Below are 21,201 nucleotides of genomic sequence, written 5' to 3'. Positions count from 1 at the left end.
ATCACTTTATCGTCGCAACTTCACATCGGCAGCGACGCGGTGCCGAGCTGAGAGGCGCGGTAACTGGCATTGTCTTTCCCACTCCATTCAGCGCCTGCCAATGCCGGCGCCGCCTCGACCTGACCTGCCGGCCGTCCGCTATTGGCATAGGGCGTCGCGAACAAATGCACGCCGTTGTGATCAATGGCGAACAGCGGCGTGAACCGCGCGGCGTCAGCGTCTTCCATCAGGTTGGCGAAGCGGTTGTCCAGCATCAGCCAGCGTCCGTCGAGACGGGCCGCAAGCACGGCGTGGTCCTGGCGGACGGCGCGGTCGCGGACCAGCACCAGTTGGAGGTCGTTGCGAGAAAAGCCGGCGGCGGTCAGCGCGACATATTTGGCGATCGCGTAGTCCTCGCAATCGCCTTTCGCCGTGGCATAGGTTGCCAGAGGCGCGGTCCAGCGATCGGTCTCGCCGTGCTGGGCCTGGTCGCTGACATAGCGGATGGCGGTGTTGACGCCGCGGTTGGCCTCATCCAGTTTCTCGCGTCCGGATTTTTCACCGAGCACGCCTACCAGCCGCAGGAACTGCGCGGCATGGGCGGGGCAATTGGCGGCGTCGCTGCGGCACTGGTCGATGACCGCCTGTTCCCTGGCCATCGCGGCTTCGATGCCGCGCCATTTGCGCCAGAGCAGGCCGTCGGGCGCGCGAAAGGTGACCAGCCCGAACGGCTCGGAGCCGGCCGCGGGCGCTTCCCTGACCGCCGGCGCCGCATCCGTTGCGGTGTTGGAGGGATTGATGGCGGCAAGCCGTACCGCGCCGGGGCCACGGCCGCGTTGCGCGTCCACCTTGGCCAGGACGGCGTTGATGCTGAAATAGGTCGCAGGCGGCTGGGCATGATCGGAGCCCGGCGAATTGCCGCCGGCATCCGCAGCAATCCTGTCTTCGGCGGTGGACGAGCCCGAGGTGGCGAAAAAGCCCAGCGAGAGTACCAGCCCCGTCGCCAATGCAAGCGAGCGAGACCTCCGCAGTGTTACGCGCGGTGTCATGACGTCCCCTTTGTCGGGAGCGTCAGTCGACGTCTTTCGCGTCGGTCCGCCGCCCCAATCTGTTATTGGGACGGAGACTGCGACCAGCGCCGCTTAGGCGGAGTTAAGCCGCACCGCGCGCAGGGGAAATGTGGAAAAGGCCGTCAATTCCGGGTTTTCCGGACCATTCCAAATCGTCTCAAAACTGCCGGAAATGTCGTAAATTTCAGGTCTTACTGATCGTTCAAGATCGTCTAAAATTGAACCTATATCAGCCGCGATCCAGGAACTGGCGGCGCGACCGGCTCATCGCTCGCGCAGCGCGTCGTCGCGCAGGGTGCGGACCGGCTTCAGCAGATAGTTGAGCACGGATTTCTCGCCGGTCAGGACCTCTACGGTCGCGATCATGCCTGGAATGATCGGCAGCGAATTCTTGCTGGTGCCGAGATGGTTCTTTTCGGTCCGGACCATCACCCGGTAGAATGTTTCCTGGCGTTCCGACTTGTCTGCCTTTTCGTCGACGATGGTGTCGGCGCTGATCCGCTCAACCTTGCCCTTCAGCGAGCCGTAAACCGAGGAATCGTAAGCCGAGAGCTTCACCACCGCGTCCTGGTTGGGGCGGATGAACGCGATGTCCTGCGGCCGGATGCGGCCCTCGACCAGCAGCGTATCGTCGAGCGGAATGATGTCCATCACATTGGCGCCCGGTTGAACCACCGCGCCGATCGTGGTGACGTTCAATTTGTTGACGATGCCGTGCACCGGCGCCTTCAGATCGGTGCGCCGGACGCGGTCCTGCGCGGATTTGATGTTCTCGTCCAGCACGGCCAGGTCGCCCTTCGACTTGGCCAGATCCTCATCCGCCTGCGATCGAAACGAGGCGAGGGTGTTGGCGATCTTGGATTGGGCCTCGGCGAGCTGCCCGCGCATCTCGGTTGCCTGCCGGTCGAGCCGCAGCATCTCGATCTCGGGCACCACCTTCTGCTCATAGAGCTTGCGGGTGAGAGCCAGTTCCCGGTCCAGAAGCTTGAGCGATCCGGACAGCCGGGTGACCTGCTGGTTGAGGACGTCGACGTCCTGCGCCACCTTCTGCCCGCGCATCCTGAAGACGCTGGTTTCGGTGGCGACCGCCGCCGGGACCACCTGGTCCAGTTGTTCGGGAAACACGATCTCGCTTCGTCCCCGCGCCTCGGCCTCGAGCCGGGCAACACGCGCCGCCATCGCCGCCCGCCGCTCCCGGATCTCGCCAAACTCGGCCGCGAATTTGGTATCGTCAATCCGCATCAGCGACTGCCCCTGGTTGACGATATCGCCTTCCCGAATCAGGATGTCGCCGACAATCCCGCCTTCGAGGGTCTGGACCACCTGGGTCTGGCGGGATGGCACGACGCGGCCATTGCCTCGCTTGACTTCATCGAGCACGGCGAAATGCGCCCACATCAGGAACGTCAGCAGCAGCGCCAGAAAGGCCAGCAACAGCATGCGCGAGGTGTGCGGCGTACGCATCGCCGCGGCAGCCCGGATGTCATTGGCAAAGGCGAAGTCAGATGCCGGCATTGGGTTTCTGCACCAGGGTTGCGCGCTGCGTAGGATTGGGTTGCGTCACGCTTTCGGCCGGCGCGGACGCGGCGGGCTTGCCCTGCAAGAGCGCCAGAACCTTGTCCCGCGGCCCGTCCGCGACCAGCCGGCCATTGTCGAACAGCAGCAGGCGATCGACCAATGCCAGAAGCGACAGGCGATGCGTGGAGATGATGATGGTCATCTTCTCACCGCTCATGGCCTTGAGCCGCTCCAGGAATTCGCTCTCGCTGCGCACGTCAAAATGCGCCGTCGGCTCGTCCAGGAACAACACCCGCGGCTTCCGGATCAGGACACGCGCCAGCCCGATGGCCTGCTTCTGGCCGCCCGACAGACTACGGCCGCCCTCGGCGATCGGCATGTCATATCCCAAGGGGTGGCCTGCGATGAAGCTCTCGACGCCGGACAGCCGCGCTGCGGCAAGCACCTCTTCGTCGGTCGCATCCGGCTTGCCAAGCGCGATGTTGTCGCGCAGCTTTCCGAAAAACAGGTCGGTGTCCTGCATCGCAAATCCGATTCCGGCGCGCAGGTCCGACGGGTCGTACTGCCGGGAGTCGACGCCATCGATCAGGATGCGACCTTCTTCCGCCTCGTAGAAGCCGAGCAGGAGACGTCCGACCGTGGTCTTGCCGGAACCGACACGGCCGATAATTCCAATTCGCTCGCCTTCGCCAATCTTGAAGGAAACCTTGTCGAGTGCTTTGGCGGGTGCGTTCGGATACGAGAAACTGACATTCTCGAAGCTGATGCGACCCTGGTCGATCTTCCTGGCGACGTAGGCCCGCTGCGGCGATCTCTCGCGCTCCAGCGTCATGATGCGGTCGATCGACTTCAGGGCGGCCAACGTCTGGGTGCCGCGCGTGATGACCGACGCTATGCCGGCAATCGGGGCCAAAACCCGGCCAGCCAGCATGTTGGCCGCGACCAGCGCGCCGACCGTCAGCTTGCCGTCGAGAATGAGGAAAACGCCAATGATCACCAGTAGAAGACTGGTGAGTTGCTGAGCGGCATTCGCGCTGGTCAATGTGAGCGACGCCCAGAAGTGGACGTCTTCGCCCGACCGCGCAGTTGCAGCGACCGATCGCTCCCAAGCCGTCTGCATCCGGGCTTCGGCACCTGTGGCACGAACGGTCTCCAGCCCCGAGAGCGATTCCACCAGCACGCCATGTCGGGCCGCTGATTCCGCCTGCAATCGCTTCATCGCGCGGTCGAGCGGACGCTGCATCGTCAGCCCAAGCGCGATCATGATGGGCAACATCAAGAGCGGAACCCATGCCAGGGGACCGGCAATGGTGAACAGCACGCCGATGAACAGCACGGCAAACAGCAGATCCGTCGCGGACACGACGCTGCCGGACGTGAAGAATTCACGCACCGAGTCGAAGTCGCGAAGCTGGTTGGCGATGATGCCGACCGAGGTCGGCCGCTGCGCCATCTTCACCGCCATCACGTGCTCGAAGATGTTGGCCGCAAGAACGACGTCGACTGTCTTGCCCGTAACGTCGATAATGCGGCTTCGGACCGTGCGAAGCACGAAGTCGAAGACGATCGCAAGCCCCATGCCGATCGACAGCGCGATCAGCGAGGGAATGGCGCCATTCGGGATAACCCGGTCGTAAACGCTCATGGTGAACAAGGGCGTGGCGAGCGCGAGCATGTTGATCAGAAAGGCAGCGAGGGCGATATGCCCGTAACTGCGCCAGTGCACCTGGACGACGGACCAGAACCAGTGATCGCGCGGGAGATCGCCCGCGGCAACCGCGCGCGCGTTGGCTTCGGCCGCAGCCCGCACCAGGAAAGCGTAGCCGGTGTAATCCGCCGCAACAGCCTTGATGCCCATGATTCGCGGCGTGTGCGGCTGGATCGTCGGGTCCAGCACCCTCACGCTCTGACTAGCCGCATCGATACCGAGAAGGATCAGCGCCGCCCCGGTATTCATCACCAGGACCGCAGGAAGAACCATCGCGGGAATGTCGACGATCTCTCGCTTGATGGCTTCGGTCTCAAGTCCGGCGCGTCTGGCGGCGCGATCGTAAAGGGCCACCGACAACCTTCCATCAAGGATAGGCAGTCCTCCAAGCAAAGCCTCACGGCTTACCGCCCGGCCATGATGGGCAGCCAAATAGGTGAGGGAAGCAGCGAGCGGGTCGCTTCGCGACGCGTTGACCTTGGCGGGTTCGGTGCCCCTTTCCGGTTGCCCCTGGGGTGGCCGGCGTGGCGCTTTCTCTGGGGTCCGGGAGAACAAAGCCTGATGCCTCTGATTTCAAGCGAACGGGCCCGCCCAACCTTGGTCGCGGTTAGCAAGCCATCAGAATACAACGATTCTGCATCCGAATCATCGCTAGATTCGGGCTTCTTATCAAAGAGTTAATTGTAACCGCCCCGCAGCTGCTGGATGGCGCAAGATATCCCGCTAAGGCCGCTGTTTGGTTACTTCCTGGCAGATGCGAAGGCGGAGAGGAGCCAGTATGGTTTACCTTCATCCGTTGTTGAAGCGTAAGCTACCGATCTCCCCAAAGTGGGGTCGACGTGAGCGGGTGTCAGGCTTGGGCTGCGGCCGTTTTTTTCGGCGAACCACTCCAATGCCCCGAGCATGCGTGCCGCTGCCGCACCGCGCGGCCAACGGTCGGTAAAGACCTGAGGTGCCGCCGCGGCGGCATAGGCCATGGGAGCACCAGCGGTTCCGGTGGCTGCATCGGAGACTCGCAGCGGGTCGGATCCGGTTTGCGGCAGTGTCACCCTGGGCGTCGGAAACTTGTAGGCGGGGAGACCAAGCGGCATCACATCGAGCGGCGCGGCATCGACCGGGGGCGGCGCCTTGAGGTATTCGAGCAGCGTTCCCATCGCCGCCAGCATCTGGTAGTCGGCGAAAACGATGACCCCGCGCGACGAGGTCAACGAGACGGCCGCGTTGAAGTACTGGTTTTGCGCGTTGAGCAGGTCGATCAGCGAGCGCTGACCGATCTCATATTCCTTGTCAAAGGCGGCGATCGTCTTGCGATCGGCCTGCAATTGACGCGTCAAGGCCGCCACACGCGTTGCTGTTATCGTTCGGGCCGACCAGGCCTTGTCGATCGACTCAAGCGCATCGCGCTGCAACCGCGCATGACGCATGGTCGCTTCGGTGTGCCGCTCGGCCATCTCGGAACGGCGCCAGACGTCCTGACCGCCGCGGAAGACGTCCCACGACATCACGACCTTTCCGCTATAGCTATCATGGGTGGTGCCCAGGAATGGATAGGTGTTGTCGTTATGGGTGGCTCGCCCCTCGAGCGACAGATTTGGAACGAAAGCGCCGTCAGTGACCCTGAAGGCGTGCTTGGCGGCGTCGGCGTCGGACTGCGCAGCCAGGATCGTCGGATTAAAGCGGACGGCGATAGCGAGCGCCTCATCCTTGGTCGCGGGCAGTCCACCCAGTTGGGCCGGGAAGCGCAGGTTGTAGGGTTCCAGTCCCACTACCTTGCGATACTTGGCACGGGCATCTTCCAGGCTCTTGCGAAATTCCGCCAACGTCGCCCTGGCGTTCTCGACCCGCTCTCTTGCCTGTTCGAGATCACCTTCGCCGGCTCGACCGCCCCTGAAGCGGGAGTTCACATTGGAAAAAATCCGCTCATGGTTGGCAAGGTTCTGCTGCCCAAGATCCACCAGTCTCATATAGCGGACAACATCGACGTAGGCTTCCGCGGCATCCAACGCAATCAGCTCTGTCCGTTCCCGGACCCGGAAGGCCGCTGAATTGACCCTGGCCGATTGACGCCAGATATCATGAATGGAGGCAAACCCGTCGAACAACACCTGTCGTACCACGACAGACCCCTGCGTTCCGTTGCGCCAGGGGCCTGATCCCACAACCGGAACGGGTAGCGCCGACCCGCTGGCCACCGCAGTGCCCTGATCGAATTTCTCGGGACCATATCGGGCTTCAAGCCGCACTTGCGGCAATAGCGTACTTTGGGTTTGCCGAAGTTCGGACTCCGTCGCCCGTCGATTCGCTGAAGCTTCGCCGACTCCCGGATTGGTCAACACCGCTTGCTTCAAGGCGTCGTTGATCGAAAACGGTTCAGAGATTGCAGGCGATCCGATGGCCAGACTAAGGCCGAAAATCGTAAAATATGCGGATTTCATTTGCCCCATCCCGCCTGCCGAATAATAATTTGAGAAAAAAATTCCCAGCCCTCAAGGGCAGAAACTATCAAAGTCCCAAAGGTTCACCTATGACATTTCGGCAACAAGGCGGGGAAACCGCCGTGGATGAGATCCGGCCGGCGGCGGCGTCGGAGCCACCAGGCGCGCCGGGAACCGGCCCTTGACCACTGTTTGAGACCGATCGACGCCGTCGATTCGGCTTAGGGCCGGGAGGTCTGCTGTCCAGGCCCGTTGAGCGATACTTCATCACCACCAGAAACAAAGGGGTGAAAGACAGGTTGCCCATGCTTTGTGGAGCCATCGTGCCGAATCCGTGATCTGGACGACTGAGACCCCGGTCCGCGATAACGGAGATAGCCAGCATCGAACTCTGCGACCCGAACCAGAGCGTGCCAGTCCTTGATTGTAATTCGCTTCGGTTCCCATTTCGCGAGGCCGAGTTGCCGGAGTTCCTTGACGACCCGGTTGGCATGGACATTGGAAATTCCGCAAGCGTCGGCAAGGTCGATCTGGGTCCAAGGCATGCGAAAGCAAAGATCACGGGCCAAACCATTCGCTTGCAGCCGCACCGCAAGTTCGCAGATGATGTGCGCGGTTCTTGCGACAGCGTCGCGGCGTCCCAGACTAGCGACCCATTCCCGGGAAATGGCCGACTGCATCAGGGTTTCAAGCCAAAAGGCCTGCGCCACGTTCGGTGATTGATGAACCACCTCTCTGAGTGCGCTGTGCGGCACATGCCAGCACCGGAGAGCCCAGGGCGGCGACACCATAGTCGATCCTCGGGCAGTACAACGTCGACAAGTCCGCCACATCACCGGGTATGAAGAAGGAAATGATCTGGCGGCGCGAACCAGCGACGATCTTGTATCCATACAGGAAGCCATCCAGCACCAACACGCATCGGGAAGGTGAGTCCCCGCACGCGACAACCTCTTTGTAGGCGGGACAATTGACGAGATTGAACGGAAGACCGGCAACGCGCTGCCTGTCAGCGTCCGTGAATGGGCTGACCCTTTCGAGCCTTGAAAGCAGCCGGGAGTATGGCCGTCCAATGTCCATCGCTGGTTAGTCGATCATGAATACAAGGGAGCATATCGCTGTCATTTGACGTCATGATTTCAGTTCATGAACGCTCTCGACTATTCAACGTTATGCAGGAACGATGCCAACGCCTGGATCGGGTCATCCGCCGCATCAACATAGGTTCAAGCTGAACGCGGAAACAACGTTGGCGGCCGTTTCCATCAACGAATGTTACCGGAACTTCAGCCGCGCAGGCAGGCGAGGCGACCAACCAGTGCTGCGCGGCTGACGACCGGCCTTTAGGCGCCGCTGTGCGGGTGGAACCAGACGGGTTCCCGCAGGTTCTTGGCTCGCGAGGTGAGTTCCATTGCACACAACATCCCAACGAGTTCAGCGCGCGCCGAACCGCGCTGCAGGCACTGCGGTCCTGACGCTATTGTTTTGCTCCGCATTCCAGTTCTTTCATTCAATCGGAGACGCGTTCGAAACGCATCCCCTGGCGCCGTTCCTGCTGCTCGAACTAACCTTGGCGCTGCTGATCGCCATCGCGGTCTTCAGCATGGCAACGCGAATTATTACCGGCAGGTTACGATCCCTCGACCTCTTCTTTTTCCTGTTTCCTTTCTTCTGGCTTCTGCTCAGCAGCGTGTTTGCGTGGCTGACGTTTGATCAGCCGTTGATTTTCGGCCTCAGCGAAGAGCGTCGCATTCTGACGTTTCTTTATTGGTTCGTGTTCGATCCAGTTCAGCGCAGGTTTGCCCTGAAGGTGGGTGACATACTGACCGCTCTCATCCTGTGCGCCTGCGTCTATCTGATTACCGCGATCGGACTTCAGCTCCTTGTGCCGGATCAACTGAGCGGAAGGGCGTTGCCTGACCTTGACACGCGGCGGTTGCGCATGTCGGCGGCCGGTGAGTGCTTCGCCATAACGTTCATCGTCGGCGTGGTGGGATGCCTTGTCACGAAGCGATACAACCTGAATTTACTGGCGATGGTGGTGGGATTCGTCGGCCTGGTCCAGGTGGCTCAGGCACGGCAACTGACGCTGGCCGCCGCAGCTACCCTGGCCGTCCTGATGCTGAGATTACGGCCGACCTGGACCATCGGAACCGGCGCCGTGATTGTCGTTGCGTTTCTCATTACGATATCGGTTCGCGGTCCGGTCGTAATAACGCAACTTTCCGAAGCGGTGTTGCCAAACCTGTCGGAGTTCTTTGGCGCCAACTTGCTCGAAAACACCCGGATTAACACGCTTGGAATTGTCACGGACCTGCTGACCGAAAACTACTTCTTCGGGTTAGGTGCGGTATCGCTGCTTTACGATGGCGGGCTGGCGCGACTGTATGGACGAAATTTCTTCATCAATGATGTTGGCGTTTTGGGAGAAGTGTTCCGTGTGGGATTCCTCTACGCGGCATTTTTCTGCGCCTACGCTATGACGGCTTTGAGGCTGTGGCAGCGGGTCGGCCGACCGCAGCACCGCCATTTGATTTTCGGCATCTATTTCTTCTACCTTCTGCTCGCCCCAACCAACGGCATCTTCTATAGACTGGGCTTCGTACACGCATTTCTCTTCCTGCTCCTGAGCGCAGCGGCTACGCGCGTCGGCGCCTCTTCATCTGCGGCTTACCTGGCGCCGCAGCCAGCCGCCTCCGTCAGGTGACCATAAGAAGGTTCTGAAACGTTCAGCCACATCGGATGCTTCATTGAGGCATTGTCGGCCGCTGCGGGTGCACGCCAGCAAAGCTAGCGTGATGGCATACGAGATGAACGCAGATAACCCGATAAGCGTCACGGGTGCGCCCGGCAGTTGATGCTTGAGCAGGGAGATCGCTGCAAATGCGGATACCCCTGCGGCGACGAAGGGCAGGACAGCTTCGGCAATGTCGCTCGGCCGCACCCAGCCTCTCCGCGTCGTCCAGTAAACCGCCAGCGGCGCACGAATAACTTCGCTGACGGCATAACATGCGGCGACGCCCCACGCACCATAGGGCAATCCTATTGCATAGGCAGCGCAGGCAAAGACAAAGCTGAACGCGTTGAGAAGCGTAAGCTCGCGCGCGCGTTCTTGGCTGATCAAGAGAGCACCAAGGGAACTCGTTACGAGCTGCAGCGCACCCGCCAGCGATAGCCAACCAAGCAGAGGTGCGGCCTGTTTCCATTCGGGGCCCAACAACAACAAGCAAACCGGTTCCGGAATCGCCATGATCGTCACCATCGAGGGGAGAATGGCGAGCAGGGGCGCCTGCACGGCCAGCCGATAGATCTTGCGATAGCGTTCCTGCTCGTTACGCATTCGGACCAGCAGGGGAAGGACGAGGCGGTCCATCGGCGCGCTGACGAAGACGAGTGGTAGCAGTACGATTCGATAGGCTCGATCATACAATCCCAGTTCGAACGGCCCGCGGGCTCTTCCGATCAGGACATTGTCAACGCTTCGAATCAGGAAATCGAACAATCCGGATAACGTAATGTTGCCGCCGACGCGGAGGATGTCCGAGACATTATTCGGTGTGCTTGGCCACCCCGGCCGCCAGCGACAGACAGCCCAGCTTGAGACGACCACTGTCACGGTGGTTGTGCCTGCCGCGGCCACCAATGCCCAGTAAGACCCGGTCAACAGCGCCGTTATCGTGCCGACGACATAGCCAAGCGCCAGGGAGCCAGCATCGATAAACGCCAGCGCGCGAAAGCGGAGGTCCCTGTTGAGCAACGCCATGTGCTGAAGCGAGAGTGAGCCGGCGACTACGATGAACGTTGATGCGATAACAAGTGGGATGAGGCGCGGCTCCGCGTAAAATAACGCGATGAAGGGAGCTGACAAACCAAGGATCACTGCCAGTACACAGCCCCAACTTACATGCAGCCAGAACAGCGTGCTCAGCTCTTCGTAGCTTACTGTACTCCGTTGCAGTATCGCACCGTTGACGCCCGCGTCACGCAGGATCGTTGCGAGCGCGAGTATCGGAGAGAGCATTGCAAATATGCCGAAATTGCTCGGCCCCAGGAGCCGGGAGAGAAGGACGATCGCCGCCATATGCACGAACAGCTTGAGTCCCTGCCCAAGCGCGGTAAACGCCATTCCGTTTGACGCAGCAATGCGGAAGCTCTGGAGCTGGTCGTCTCGCACTGCTCTGGTTCTCTTCGGCTACCTATGACCTACCGGCAATTGCAACGCGGTGTCCGCGATCCGCTTGGTGAAGAACTCCAGGTCGTTCGTAATCCAGAACGATGCGGCGGGATGTTCGGTGGTAGCAAGGCGTCCGGTCATTTCAAGCCAGTACACCGGAAAGACTGGTTTCCAGTCCGGCGCAAACAGCAGAAGGGCGGCCAACAGATATTGTTCGCCGTAAAGGCGCGAGTTGTAAAAGCTCCGGTATTCGTACGGCAAGTTGACGTCATGAATGTGTACTAACACACCCTTGGGCAGGCGCGGCAGGATCTCCAGGAACACGTATTGGGTGTCGCTGCCCTGCACCACCAGATGGCTTCCGTCGAAGAACAGGATGTCGCCGGGCTGAAGCGCGTCAAATACGGCCGTACTTGTGCTCTGGACCGGCTCGTAATGTATCTCATCGGCGATTGCGCTGATCTCGGCCCGAGGCGCAGGATCAACGCATGTCAGGCGAGTGCTCAGCCCGTTATGCTGAATCGAGTGGCGAAAGAACTTGGTGGAGTTACCGCTTCCAATTTCCACAATCAGGCTTGGACGCACGAGCGCTGTCAATGCCCACGCGGTGCGGGCGTCGTTGCCATGGAAGTAGGCATTATCCCAGAACGGCGAAGCGTTGTCAGACGCGGTGCGTGGGATGGTAGCTTGCGCCCGTGAAACATAGGGCGCCATCGCTTGCAGCAATGTGTCGTAGACGGCGAGGTGCTGATTCATTCGCTCCAGCACTTGGCTGTAGACAAACTCCCCGTTCGTCTTTGACAAGACCGCCTGGTGATCGAGAGGAAGAATCGCATAACTGCCGAGTGCCGAGCCGGTCTTGCTCAGTTTTCGCACCCCAAACCGAAAGACGCTGCGAGCCGCGTCCCTCCAGGAGTGATAGGTCAGGCGAGATAATTGTTCGCTGATCGACATTTGAGATCCGAAACGAGATGAACGGGAGAGGCGCACATTATCAAATGTTAGTTCGGCCATTCGGCCGTTGGGCCGGATGGAACCATCCGCCCTCGTGAACGTATACGCCCTCGAAAAAGTTCCTCAACATCACGGACGTCAGCGAGCGCCATGCACACATTCCCCAGCCTGCTGCAACAGGCAGAGCCTAGCGGCGCAAACCTGACTGGCAGTTTCTTGTCGGCGCAGGGTGCTGTTTCAAGATCGAGCATTGCGGTGTGCGTACTTGGACCCTGTTCCGACCCAGGCCTTTTCCGGCGCACGGTGCAAGCCGTGCTGGAGCAGGATTACGGCGGCGCGGTTATTGCCGTCGTACCGAGCGTCGCTGCGCCGGACCGGCAGTCGTTTTCCGATCCAGCACGCGAACAGCCAAGGATTGTGGTCCGCTCCAGTTCGCTTCAATTGGACAGCGGTTCCGCCTTCGAGGTTGCCTTGAGCCTTCAGCCCCGTCCAGAATTCATAGCGCTGATCAATTGTGGTCAGCGTCCGCCACGCAAATGGTTACATTCGCTGAAGGAGGCCCAGGAAGAGTTCGATGCCGATGTCGTGACCGGGCCAGTCAAGGCGATATTCGACAATCCTCCGCCGGCTTGGATGGTAGCGGGCGCCCATTTTGACCGATGCGGAGTTCGCTCCGGACCGATAGCGCGCATGCCCGCGCCCGACAATTCATTGATCCGATCTGCCACAATTCGATCTTGCTGGCCGGATTTATTCTCCGGCAGGCGCCTGGAAACCAGCTGGATCGATTTCGCATATCGAATGGAGAAGTCGGGGGCGGTCGCCGTCTGGGGCAGCGAAGCCATCGTATTCCACTCGATTCCAGCATCTCGAATGACGGAAGAATGGCTGCTGACAGAAGCCTACTCCCGAGCCTACGCGCTGGCGCGCGCCAGGTCGCGCTCTCGGCCGAACGCAATGGATCAGGCGTTTGGCCGCTTGGGTGCCTATGGCCGGATGGTGGCAGCACATGTTTCGTACGGCGCAAGCTTGGGCAGTTCCCATCGCGCGCGGCTCATGCTGGCGCGTGCAAAGGGATCGCTCGCCGCCACTGCCGGTTCCCGGCGCCAGCAGGAGACAGCATGACAGCTTCATTCGTTTTTCGTCGCCGCGAAATCCTCGCAGGAGCAGCCGCGTCGGCGGGTGCCGCGTTCCTTTCCGCATCAGCCGGCGCCCTCCAAAACACGGGCGGTAGCACGTGCCAAGCGGGCCTGCCCAGCGAACCCTGGAAGGAGTTCGGCATCAATATCGTTGGACCGGCTCTGTCGCAGGGCGTGCGCGGGACATACGGGAAGGACTTCATCTATCCGGATGACAGCATGCTTGCCTATTATCGCGGCAAAGGGTTCCGGGTCGTAAGGGTCACCTTTCTCTGGGAACGCTTGCAGCCAAAGCTGTTCGCGGAACTCGATCCCCAGGAATCGGAGCGGCTCCAGTCGCTTATTCGGATCGTTCGCGATCAGAACATGGTTCTCATCACGGGACCTCACAACTACGCGCGCTACGCCGTTAGCGACGGCGTTCCGGAGTTGATCGGCAGCCAGGCGGTCCCGACGTCCGCGTTCGTGGATTTCTGGATTCGCGTCGCTTCCCTTTTCGCTCCCTTGAAGGATCAGCTGATCTTCACCCTTATGAACGAGCCGCATGACACGGGAGGAACGTGGGCACGCATTGCGCAAGCCGCGGTCGATGCCATTCGTTCGGTCGACAAGGAACGCTGGCTCTACGTGCCCGGCGACGGCTGGAGCAGCGCACGGAGTTGGCGGGAGTTCAACGAGCATCTGGCGATCAAAGACAGTTCAGATCGGGTGGTCTATGTGGCGCACCAGTACTTCGATGGTAGCGGCAAGGGCATCTATGAACGGAGTTACGACGACGACCGCATTCGTCCCGAGATTGCGGCGAATCGGCTCAAACCGTTTCTGGCATGGCTGAAACGGCGCGGCTTCCGGGGAACGGTGACCGAGTATGGCGTGCCGAACAACGACCCTCGCTGGCTGGTAGTGCTGGCTAATGCTCTCGATACGCTCAAGCAGTCCGAGGTAGGCGGAACCTACTGGGCTGGCGGACCTTGGTGGGGAGACTATCCGCTTTCCAGCGAACCGCGGGCCGGACAGGACGCGCCGGTAATGTCGGTACTCACGCGATACCTGGGTTCGTGTTCTGTGTCCCGGACGTAGTAGGAACACGAGAATGCAGAACGTGTTCGGATCTGCTCGGAACGTTGAGTTGACGGTATGCTGAAAGAAACCCGTCGGCAGGATCTGCGGATGAGCGGCGCCTTTCCGGACAGAGAAGGTCCGGACGGCTTGGCCGTGTCACCGCGGCTCATCAGCGTAGTCAGGCATAAGCGACTGGTCGTGCTGGTAACGGCGTGCTTCGTGCTGCTGGCAGCTCTGTTCTCGCTGTTTCGCGGAGATTCATATACCGCAGTCACAAAGCTGCTGATCGATAACAAGAGTCTCCAGCTTGGCCGACAAGACGCTGTTTTCGCCCGATCCGAGGTCGACGTCCCGCTGATTCAAAATCAAATCGAGCTGCTTCGCTCCGAGACGATAGCAAATCAGGTCATCGACGCATTCAAGCTGACCGAGGATCGGGAATTTACCAGCAAGCGTTTCGGCTTGTTCGCTTCATCCGCAGATGAGGAGGCGCAAAGGAGACAAGCTCTCGATTCATTCAAGAGAAGACTTTACGTTGGACGGGTTGGAGACAGCTATACGCTGGAGATCCGCTTTACGGCCAGTTCGCCGCAGCAGGCCTCCGACATCGCCAACAGGATCGGAACCGAGTACATCGGGTTGGTCGCTCGTTCAAACGCCAAGGTGGCGCAATCGGCGAGCCTCTGGTTGCGAGCACGCCTGGTCGACATGGGGCCGAATGCAACGGTCATAACCGAGGCAACCGCTCCGATCCGGAAGGACGGCCCCGGCTCGATCGTGTTGCTTTGCGCCGCTCTTCTCGTCGGTTTGATGTTTGGCACTACCGGTGCATTTGCCGTGGACGTTATGGATCGAACGATCCGAACCCAGAGCCAGGCGAGTGCCGTTACAGGAACCGAGTGCTTCGGAATCGCTCCCCTCACGGCGGGGCGAAACGCGACAAGCGAGGCGGTTCGCAACCCACGCTCTTTCTTTGCGCACACCCTCCGGCGATCGCTTGCGGCGATCCGCGAGCAAGCCGATACCAAAACAATTGGTGTTACATCTATGCTGCCGAACGAAGGCAAGACGGAAATTGCGGCAAATCTCGCGCAGTTGGCTGCATCCTCCGGGAGCAGGGTGCTGCTTGTGGACGCGGCGACCAACAGCGGAAGATTGTCGCGCCTACTGGCTCCGGACGCACAGGCCGGCTTGATCGAGCTGCTCGGAAAGAAAACGTCATGGAGCAAGGTACTGCGCGCGACGTCGAACCCCAATTTGAGAGTTCTCTCGCTTGGCCAGCTACCGAGAGCGTCGGCGGACCCCGCCATTACGTTGGCCGGGCTGCATCACGTGCTTTCGGAAGCCACCGCGCTATTTGACCTTATCGTCGTCGATCTGCCAGCGGCAACACTCATGGCCGACGTCCGCGAATCTGCCGTCGCGTTTGACGGCATGCTGTTGGTAATCGAGTGGGGAAAGACGTCGCTGGACGTTCTCGGGTCGGCGATGATCAGTCAACAAGAATTGATGCAGAAAGTGCTAGGGACGATTCTCAACAAGGTCGACGTCGAGCAGCTTAAGACTTACGACCCGGCTTTCTCGGCGTTCTTCGAGCATAGAAAGCTCGGAACGAGTGCTGAACGGCCTCCACGTCCGGCATGGCTTACCAAGCGGTTCTCTTGGCTCGACAGGTGGCGCAGCAACGAGGAAAGTAAGCGATGATCAAGCCGCTGATTTTTGTAGTCTGCTTTGTGCTGTTTATGGCCCCATTGCGAGCCGCTCGCGCAGAATACGTTCTTGGACCGGAAGATCATTTGGCCGTCAAGGTGTACGAGTGGCCAGACATGAGCGGAGACTTCAAGGTTGGTGCAGACGGAAAGATATCATTTCCATTGGTGGGAGAAGTGCTCGCCAATGGACTTTCCACGGCGCAACTCGAACGCAGTCTGGAAGAGATGCTTAAGCAGCAGGCCCGATTGAATGAGCCCCCAAGCGTCTCGGTGCAAATCAAGGAATACAGGCCATTCTTCATCATGGGGGATGTGCAGAAGCCGGGCGCATATGCATTCCGGCCCGGGCTTAGTGTGCTGCAGGCCGTCAGCATTGCCGGGGGATTTTTTCGTTTCACCGATCCGGGACTTCTTCGACTTGAACGCGATTCAATCATGCAACGAACCGACCTGCGAATTCTGAAAGAGAAGTCGGCTGTGCTCGCCGCACGCAGCGCTCGGCTCGACGCCGAACGATCCGGAGCAACCGAGATCGTATTTCCTCGGTCGAACGATCTTGATCCAGACAATCCGAAGGTCTCGGCTTTGCTCGCCCGCGAGCGAGCGCTTTTTGATGCGCGCAGAGGCGAGTTCGAGAAGCAGCTGGCCGGGCTGGCAGAACTGCAGAATCTCTATCGCGGCGAAATCCAGGCCATACAAGCGCAAATCCTTTCCGAGAAGCGGCAAGCCGAACTGGTTCAGAAGGAACTGGACGAGTTGCGCGGCCTGGCTGCGCGGGGTCTGGCTGCGAATCCCAGGCTGCTCCTTGTCGAGCGAACGATCGCGGAAATCGAAGGAACCCAACGGAACCTTGAGGCGATCATCATGCGGTCTCGCCAGAACATTGCGCAAGCCGTCCAGCAAGCGGATGAACTAAGAGCGAAGTCGCGTGAGCGCATCGACACGGAAGCCGATTCCGTTGCCGCCGAAATCCGAGACACCCACGCGCGAATCGAGATGGCCAGGCAACTCATCGCGGAAGCCGAGACCACGGCTCCAGTGGCCATCGGAAAACGGTTGCGGAGCACGGGTGTGGAACCGAAGTTCGAGCTGGTCAGGCGATCAGCCACAGGAGCGACCCAGCAGATCACGATTGGAGGTTTCGACCTGATCGAACCGGGAGACGTCGTTGAGGTGCGAACGGCCGTGTCGGAGGATCTCGCAGGCGAGGTCCGAATGAGAACGGGCAGGGCGGAGCTGACAGCGCCCCCGTGATTGCGGCATCCAGTTTCGTGCGCGCAAATTCTGTTCCGACGCGAGAAGTGACTGGCGATATGTCCCGTTGGATGCGTCCAGCAACATAGATTAAGGAACTTCAAAACTTACAGAAAGTTTATCGGTTCCCCCGAACCGAGCGAGAGATACTGCGTTGCGATAGCAGTCTTGTTGCAAGCCTGCCGCGTGGCAGATCGTTCTGGGGCGTTGGAAAACGATGTTGATCGTCCATGTCGTTCGGCAGTTCTTCCCATCGGTGGGCGGCTTGGAGGACGTGGTCCGGGAACTGTCCAGACGACAGGTAGCCGCTGGTTTTGCGGTCCGGGTCGTAACCCTGAATCGCGTGTTTCGACCCTGTGGTGCGTCGTGTGAAGATAGTTTGAAGCCGTATGAAATCCTGGACGGCGTCGAAATCGTAAGAGTGCCTTACCGAGGATCGCACCGGTATCCGATTGCGCCATCCGTGCTGCGCTTCATCCGCCCGGCGGATATCGTCCACGTTCACGGCATCGACTTCTTCTTTGATTTCCTGGCGTTGACGAAGGTTTTTCATCGGCGTCGCCTTGTCGTATCGACCCATGGCGGTTTTTTTCATACCCAGAGCGCTTCGCGGCTGAAATCGATTTGGTTTCGTAGCATCACGCGGACGTCGATAAAGGCCTACGCCGGCGTCGCAGCTGTAAGCCGGTCGGACCTGGAGCGGTTCACGCGGATCCGAAATGGCGGGCTCCATCTGGTCGAGAACGGTGTCAACATTTCCAAGTTCGCGGCGGCAGGCAGCGAACAGCCGCGCAAGAGCATGGTTTGCCTTGGGAGACTGTCTACGAACAAGCGACTGGATCGTCTGATCGCGTGGGTCAAGGAACTCCGGCAGATCGATCCCGAGTGGTCCGTAACGATTGCGGGACGAGAATGGGATCAGACCGCGGCCGAAATACGCGAGCTGGTTGAGCGGCTGGGTCAGCAGGACGCCATCTTCGTTCTGGATGGACCTTCGGATGAACAGATTCGCCAGCTGATGCTTCGCGCAAGCATTTTCGTCAGCTCATCGGAATATGAAGGCTTCGGCCTCGCCGCCATCGAAGGCCTCTCTGCCGGTTTGTACCCGGTTCTATCCAACATCGGCGCGTTTGAAACGCTGGTAAGCTCGACGGGGATCGGACTGACGGTCGATTTCGGTCAGGCGCATTCCGCCGCTTGCGCGTTTGTCGAACGGTGGAACGAGGTGAGCAGGCGATTTGGCGAAGTGCGCGACGCCTGCATCGAAGCAGCGAAGACCTACGATTGGGGCGCCGTAAACGATCGCTATCTGACGTTGTATAGATCGGTACTCGGCCAACCAAGACGAGCCATTCTGAACGTACCGATCCAGATGGTGAACCGGCGCGGCGCATGTATCCATCTTCAACGCGCGATCGCTCGACGCCAAAAAACCATGGTTGCGTTCGGCAACGCCAATTTGCTGCACATCGCTCACGGCGAACCTGATGTTCGCGAGGCATTGCGTCGCTTCATCATACTCAATGACGGTATCGGCACGGATATCGCGAGCAGGGTTCTCTACGGCTCCAAGTTTCCCGACAATTTGAACGGCACCGATTTCGTGCCGCATTTCCTCAGCCAGTCGGCCCACGGCCTACGGGTCTTCCTGCTGGGGGCAAAGCCGGGAATCGCGGAGCGGGCCGCGGAAGCGTTGAATGTAGCCCACCCACAGCATCACGTCGTCGGGGTTGAGAACGGGTACGGCGATCTCGATTCGCCTGCGTTATTGGAAAAGATTCGGACCGCCAAGGCGGACGTGCTTCTGGTCGCGCTTGGAAACCCCGCTCAGGAACTCTGGCTTGCCAGGAACTTCGAGCAGACCGGCTGCATGCTCGGCTTTGGCGTTGGTGCGCTGTTCGATTTCCTGGCTGGCAATGTCGCGCGCGCACCCCACTGGATGCGTACCGCTCGGATGGAGTGGGTTTACCGGCTGTGGCTCGAGCCGCGGCGGCTTGCCGGTCGCTATCTTGTCGAGACGCCAATGTTCTTGAAGAGCGTGGTGGCCAACTGGTGGTCGGGCGGCCGCGGGGATCCCATGCTTGGCGGAATGCCACGGAAACTCTCGGAACATAGCTAGATGCGGACGGAGAACAATGGAATGACGGAATCGATATGGTCAGGCGCCCCGGTCCAGGGATCCGCGGTTCCTGCACCCCGGGATGTCCGAAACCGTCTGGTCGCCGGCGTCGCCATCACCGAAATGGCGGCTATAGCGCTAGCGACCTACATCGCCTTCGTCGCTTATCACCAGATTGTATGGGCAGGTCCGCCAAATACCCTTCCCTATGGGTGGATATCCATCGGCCTTGCGTTGGTTTACGGCGCGATCTGCCTCGCAGACAAGCAGTATGACTTCCTCGGTGCGGAATGGAATAGCGGCGCCGTACATCGAAGCGCGCTCGCATTATGTCTCGCCTTTGTCATCCTGCTGGCGGTCATGTTTCTGTCGGGGACCGTCACCAGCTACTCCAGGGGTACATTCGTGGCACAGTTGGCTTTAGCGCTGCCCGCCGCGATCGGCGCTCGGGTCCTGTGTTGGCGCGTTGTGGAAACATCGCGCCGGCGAGGTTATTGGAGTTCAGCCGGCGCTGTTGTCCTGGTCTTTCCGAGCGTGGGTAAGCCGGCGGAAGTGCTGGAGCGGTGGTCGTCCAGGTTAGAGGATATAAGGCGGGTCTACTACCTGAATGCGGAGACGGGCGACGCGCAGCTGAACGAAATCGTCCGGGATTGCCGAAGGTTTCAAACCGATACTGTTTTGCTCTTGTTCGATGGAGACGAGATGAGCGCCGTGGCCACGGCGGTCGAGAAGCTGTCCCATGCGCCTGTCAATGTCCAGTTGCTGCCGAGTCGAATAGTGGCTTTCTTGCATTCGAGTCGCATTGGTTGGTTTGGGCGTGCACCCGTGATCGAACTCAAATCCGGTCCGCGCTGGGTCGCAGACCGTTTCCTGAAGCGAAGTTTTGATCTGGTCGTCGCTGGTACGGCAATCGTCTTGCTGATGCCCTTGCTGCTCTTGATAGCGCTGTTGATCAAGCTTGACTCTTCGGGTCCGGTCTTTTTCCGACAGGTCCGCCACGGATACAACAACGAGCCGATAGAGGTGCTGAAGTTCCGCAGCATGGTGCAGCGTAATGATGAACCGCCTTTTCGTCAGGCAAGCCGGAATGATCCAAGGGTCACGCGGGTAGGGCGGTTTCTGCGACGGACAAATATGGATGAGCTCCCGCAACTCATCAACGTGATCCGCGGGGAAATGTCGCTGGTGGGACCGCGCCCGCACGCGATCTCGCACAATCAAATGTATGACGGCCAGATCGCGCGATTGTCTCGCAGGCATAACGTCAAGCCGGGTATTACAGGCTGGGCGCAGGTCAACGGTCTGCGCGGCGAAACAGATACCTTGGACAAGATGCAGATGCGGATTGAATACGATCTCTATTACATTGATAACTGGTCGCTGGCCTTCGACATGAAAATCGTCGTCAAGACGCTGTTCTCGAAGAAGAGCTATCAGAACGCCTACTGAACTGGGAGAGGCGGTGCCGTCTAGCTCCGGGAGGCTCTCAGCATGACACCGCCGAGGTATCCGGTCTGCAGCGCAACAAGCGCGATTATGCAGACGAGGATGGAATCAAAAAGGGTCCACCCAAGAACGCTGGACAATGTCAGGGACGCACCGGCACAAATGACGGTCGCGACGACGATCGAGAGCGCGTTGAAGTGCGTCAGACAAATTCCCAGTACGAACGCTGCCAGCCCAGTTGCAATCATCGAGCCTTCCTCGGTCCTGAGCAAGTTCTTCAGACAGAATCGTTCAGATCATCAAGCCAAACCATTAAGGATTGCGTAAACAAGCATCATCAGGGCCTATCGCCAGCGGCGGAACTGTCGCCCATTCCGGGGAGGGAACGACCCTCTTCACAGCCTTGTCTTCTGAGCCTAGTCCAGATGGTGGCAAAAAACACCGGTATTGCTGTGAGCGGCCCGAGACATAGGTGACATTTCGTACCGGACACATGGGTTACACTTTTCGCTTTTTTTGCAAGCGGGAGGTGTGTGGATGCCGTGGAAAGCGAGTTCGGTCATGGAAGAACGCCTGCGTTTTGTTGCCCGCCTGCTGGACGGGGAGGCGATGACGGACCTCTGCCGGGAGT

The 21,201-nt window shown here is 59.8% G+C and carries 13 protein-coding genes and 1 pseudogene; 7 read left to right on the top strand and 7 right to left on the bottom strand.

What is annotated here, in order from left to right:
• Positions 1 to 20: 20 nt before the first annotated feature.
• The 5 genes and pseudogenes from Q0D31_RS22230 to Q0D31_RS22210 form a co-directional block, all read right to left on the bottom strand.
• Complete coding sequence (locus Q0D31_RS22230; protein ID WP_291856120.1) at positions 21 to 1,028, bottom strand: transglutaminase-like cysteine peptidase; 1,008 nt, start codon at positions 1,026 to 1,028, stop codon at positions 21 to 23.
• A gap of 285 nt (positions 1,029 to 1,313) precedes the next feature.
• Positions 1,314 to 2,564 carry an HlyD family type I secretion periplasmic adaptor subunit gene (locus tag Q0D31_RS22225; RefSeq protein ID WP_291856117.1) on the bottom strand — a complete coding sequence of 417 codons (1,251 nt, stop codon included), beginning with the start codon at positions 2,562 to 2,564 and terminating at the stop codon, positions 1,314 to 1,316.
• Positions 2,551 to 4,734 (bottom strand): annotated as a pseudogene (locus Q0D31_RS22220) (type I secretion system permease/ATPase); the annotation flags it as partial. The gene Q0D31_RS22225 and the pseudogene Q0D31_RS22220, both read right to left, overlap by 14 nt.
• Positions 4,735 to 5,015: 281 nt before the next feature.
• Positions 5,016 to 6,710, bottom strand: coding sequence for a TolC family outer membrane protein (locus Q0D31_RS22215; RefSeq protein WP_291856116.1), 1,695 nt, complete (start codon positions 6,708 to 6,710; stop codon positions 5,016 to 5,018).
• A gap of 221 nt (positions 6,711 to 6,931) precedes the next feature.
• Positions 6,932 to 7,501, bottom strand: coding sequence for a Crp/Fnr family transcriptional regulator (locus Q0D31_RS22210; RefSeq protein ID WP_291856114.1), 570 nt, complete (start codon positions 7,499 to 7,501; stop codon positions 6,932 to 6,934).
• 620 nt (positions 7,502 to 8,121) lie between these two features.
• Between Q0D31_RS22210 and Q0D31_RS22205 the strand changes: the two genes are divergently transcribed.
• Entirely contained in the window at positions 8,122 to 9,417 is a 1,296-nt protein-coding gene (locus tag Q0D31_RS22205) for a hypothetical protein (RefSeq protein ID WP_291856112.1), read from the top strand.
• On the opposite strand, the gene Q0D31_RS22200 is transcribed toward Q0D31_RS22205, so the two are convergent.
• Positions 9,370 to 10,884, bottom strand: a complete 1,515-nt coding sequence (locus Q0D31_RS22200) for a lipopolysaccharide biosynthesis protein (RefSeq protein ID WP_291856109.1) — start codon at positions 10,882 to 10,884, stop codon at positions 9,370 to 9,372. The genes Q0D31_RS22205 and Q0D31_RS22200 overlap by 48 nt on opposite strands.
• Before the next feature lie 18 nt (positions 10,885 to 10,902).
• Complete coding sequence (locus Q0D31_RS22195) at positions 10,903 to 11,838, bottom strand: class I SAM-dependent methyltransferase (protein ID WP_291856107.1); 936 nt, start codon at positions 11,836 to 11,838, stop codon at positions 10,903 to 10,905.
• Positions 11,839 to 12,150: 312 nt separating this feature from the next.
• Here Q0D31_RS22195 and Q0D31_RS22190 point away from each other — a divergent pair, with 312 nt between their 5' ends.
• The 6 genes from Q0D31_RS22190 (at position 12,151) to Q0D31_RS22165 (ending at position 20,573) form a co-directional block, all read left to right on the top strand.
• Positions 12,151 to 12,963 (top strand): hypothetical protein, encoded by an 813-nt coding sequence (locus tag Q0D31_RS22190; RefSeq protein WP_291856105.1) that lies wholly within the window; start codon positions 12,151 to 12,153, stop codon positions 12,961 to 12,963.
• A complete protein-coding gene (locus tag Q0D31_RS22185; RefSeq protein WP_291856103.1) occupies positions 12,960 to 14,057 on the top strand; it encodes a glycoside hydrolase family 5 protein in 1,098 nt (365 codons plus the stop codon). The genes Q0D31_RS22190 and Q0D31_RS22185 overlap by 4 nt, the downstream gene beginning before the upstream one ends.
• Before the next feature lie 57 nt (positions 14,058 to 14,114).
• Positions 14,115 to 15,743, top strand: a complete 1,629-nt coding sequence (locus Q0D31_RS22180) for a Wzz/FepE/Etk N-terminal domain-containing protein (protein ID WP_291856101.1) — start codon at positions 14,115 to 14,117, stop codon at positions 15,741 to 15,743.
• Positions 15,740 to 17,005 carry a polysaccharide biosynthesis/export family protein gene (locus Q0D31_RS22175; protein WP_291856099.1) on the top strand — a complete coding sequence of 422 codons (1,266 nt, stop codon included), beginning with the start codon at positions 15,740 to 15,742 and terminating at the stop codon, positions 17,003 to 17,005. Before Q0D31_RS22180 ends, Q0D31_RS22175 begins: the two co-directional genes overlap by 4 nt.
• 220 nt (positions 17,006 to 17,225) lie before the next feature.
• Positions 17,226 to 19,124: a WecB/TagA/CpsF family glycosyltransferase gene (locus Q0D31_RS22170; protein ID WP_291856097.1), complete on the top strand. Its 1,899-nt coding sequence runs from the start codon at positions 17,226 to 17,228 to the stop codon at positions 19,122 to 19,124.
• A 21-nt stretch (positions 19,125 to 19,145) separates the two neighbouring features.
• Complete coding sequence (locus Q0D31_RS22165; protein WP_291856096.1) at positions 19,146 to 20,573, top strand: undecaprenyl-phosphate glucose phosphotransferase; 1,428 nt, start codon at positions 19,146 to 19,148, stop codon at positions 20,571 to 20,573.
• Positions 20,574 to 21,201 lie beyond the last annotated feature (628 nt).

The sequence above is a fragment of the Bradyrhizobium sp. genome, assembly GCF_022844465.1.
Lineage (GTDB): Bacteria > Pseudomonadota > Alphaproteobacteria > Rhizobiales > Xanthobacteraceae > Bradyrhizobium.
Note: the sequence above shows the minus strand (reverse complement) of the source record. Positions and strands in the feature narration are given on the sequence as shown.

Excerpts from the sequence above, each read along its gene's own strand:
- Q0D31_RS22230 (WP_291856120.1), bottom strand. The coding sequence starts at position 1,028 with ATGACACCGCGCGTAACACTGCGGAGGTCTCGCTCGCTTGCATTGGCG.
- Q0D31_RS22225 (WP_291856117.1), bottom strand. The coding sequence starts at position 2,564 with ATGCCGGCATCTGACTTCGCCTTTGCCAATGACATCCGGGCTGCCGCG.
- Q0D31_RS22215 (WP_291856116.1), bottom strand. The coding sequence starts at position 6,710 with ATGAAATCCGCATATTTTACGATTTTCGGCCTTAGTCTGGCCATCGGA.
- Q0D31_RS22210 (WP_291856114.1), bottom strand. The coding sequence starts at position 7,501 with ATGGTGTCGCCGCCCTGGGCTCTCCGGTGCTGGCATGTGCCGCACAGC.
- Q0D31_RS22195 (WP_291856107.1), bottom strand. The coding sequence starts at position 11,838 with ATGTCGATCAGCGAACAATTATCTCGCCTGACCTATCACTCCTGGAGG.
- Q0D31_RS22185 (WP_291856103.1), top strand. The coding sequence starts at position 12,960 with ATGACAGCTTCATTCGTTTTTCGTCGCCGCGAAATCCTCGCAGGAGCA.
- Q0D31_RS22180 (WP_291856101.1), top strand. The coding sequence starts at position 14,115 with ATGCTGAAAGAAACCCGTCGGCAGGATCTGCGGATGAGCGGCGCCTTT.
- Q0D31_RS22175 (WP_291856099.1), top strand. The coding sequence starts at position 15,740 with ATGATCAAGCCGCTGATTTTTGTAGTCTGCTTTGTGCTGTTTATGGCC.
- Q0D31_RS22165 (WP_291856096.1), top strand. The coding sequence starts at position 19,146 with ATGACGGAATCGATATGGTCAGGCGCCCCGGTCCAGGGATCCGCGGTT.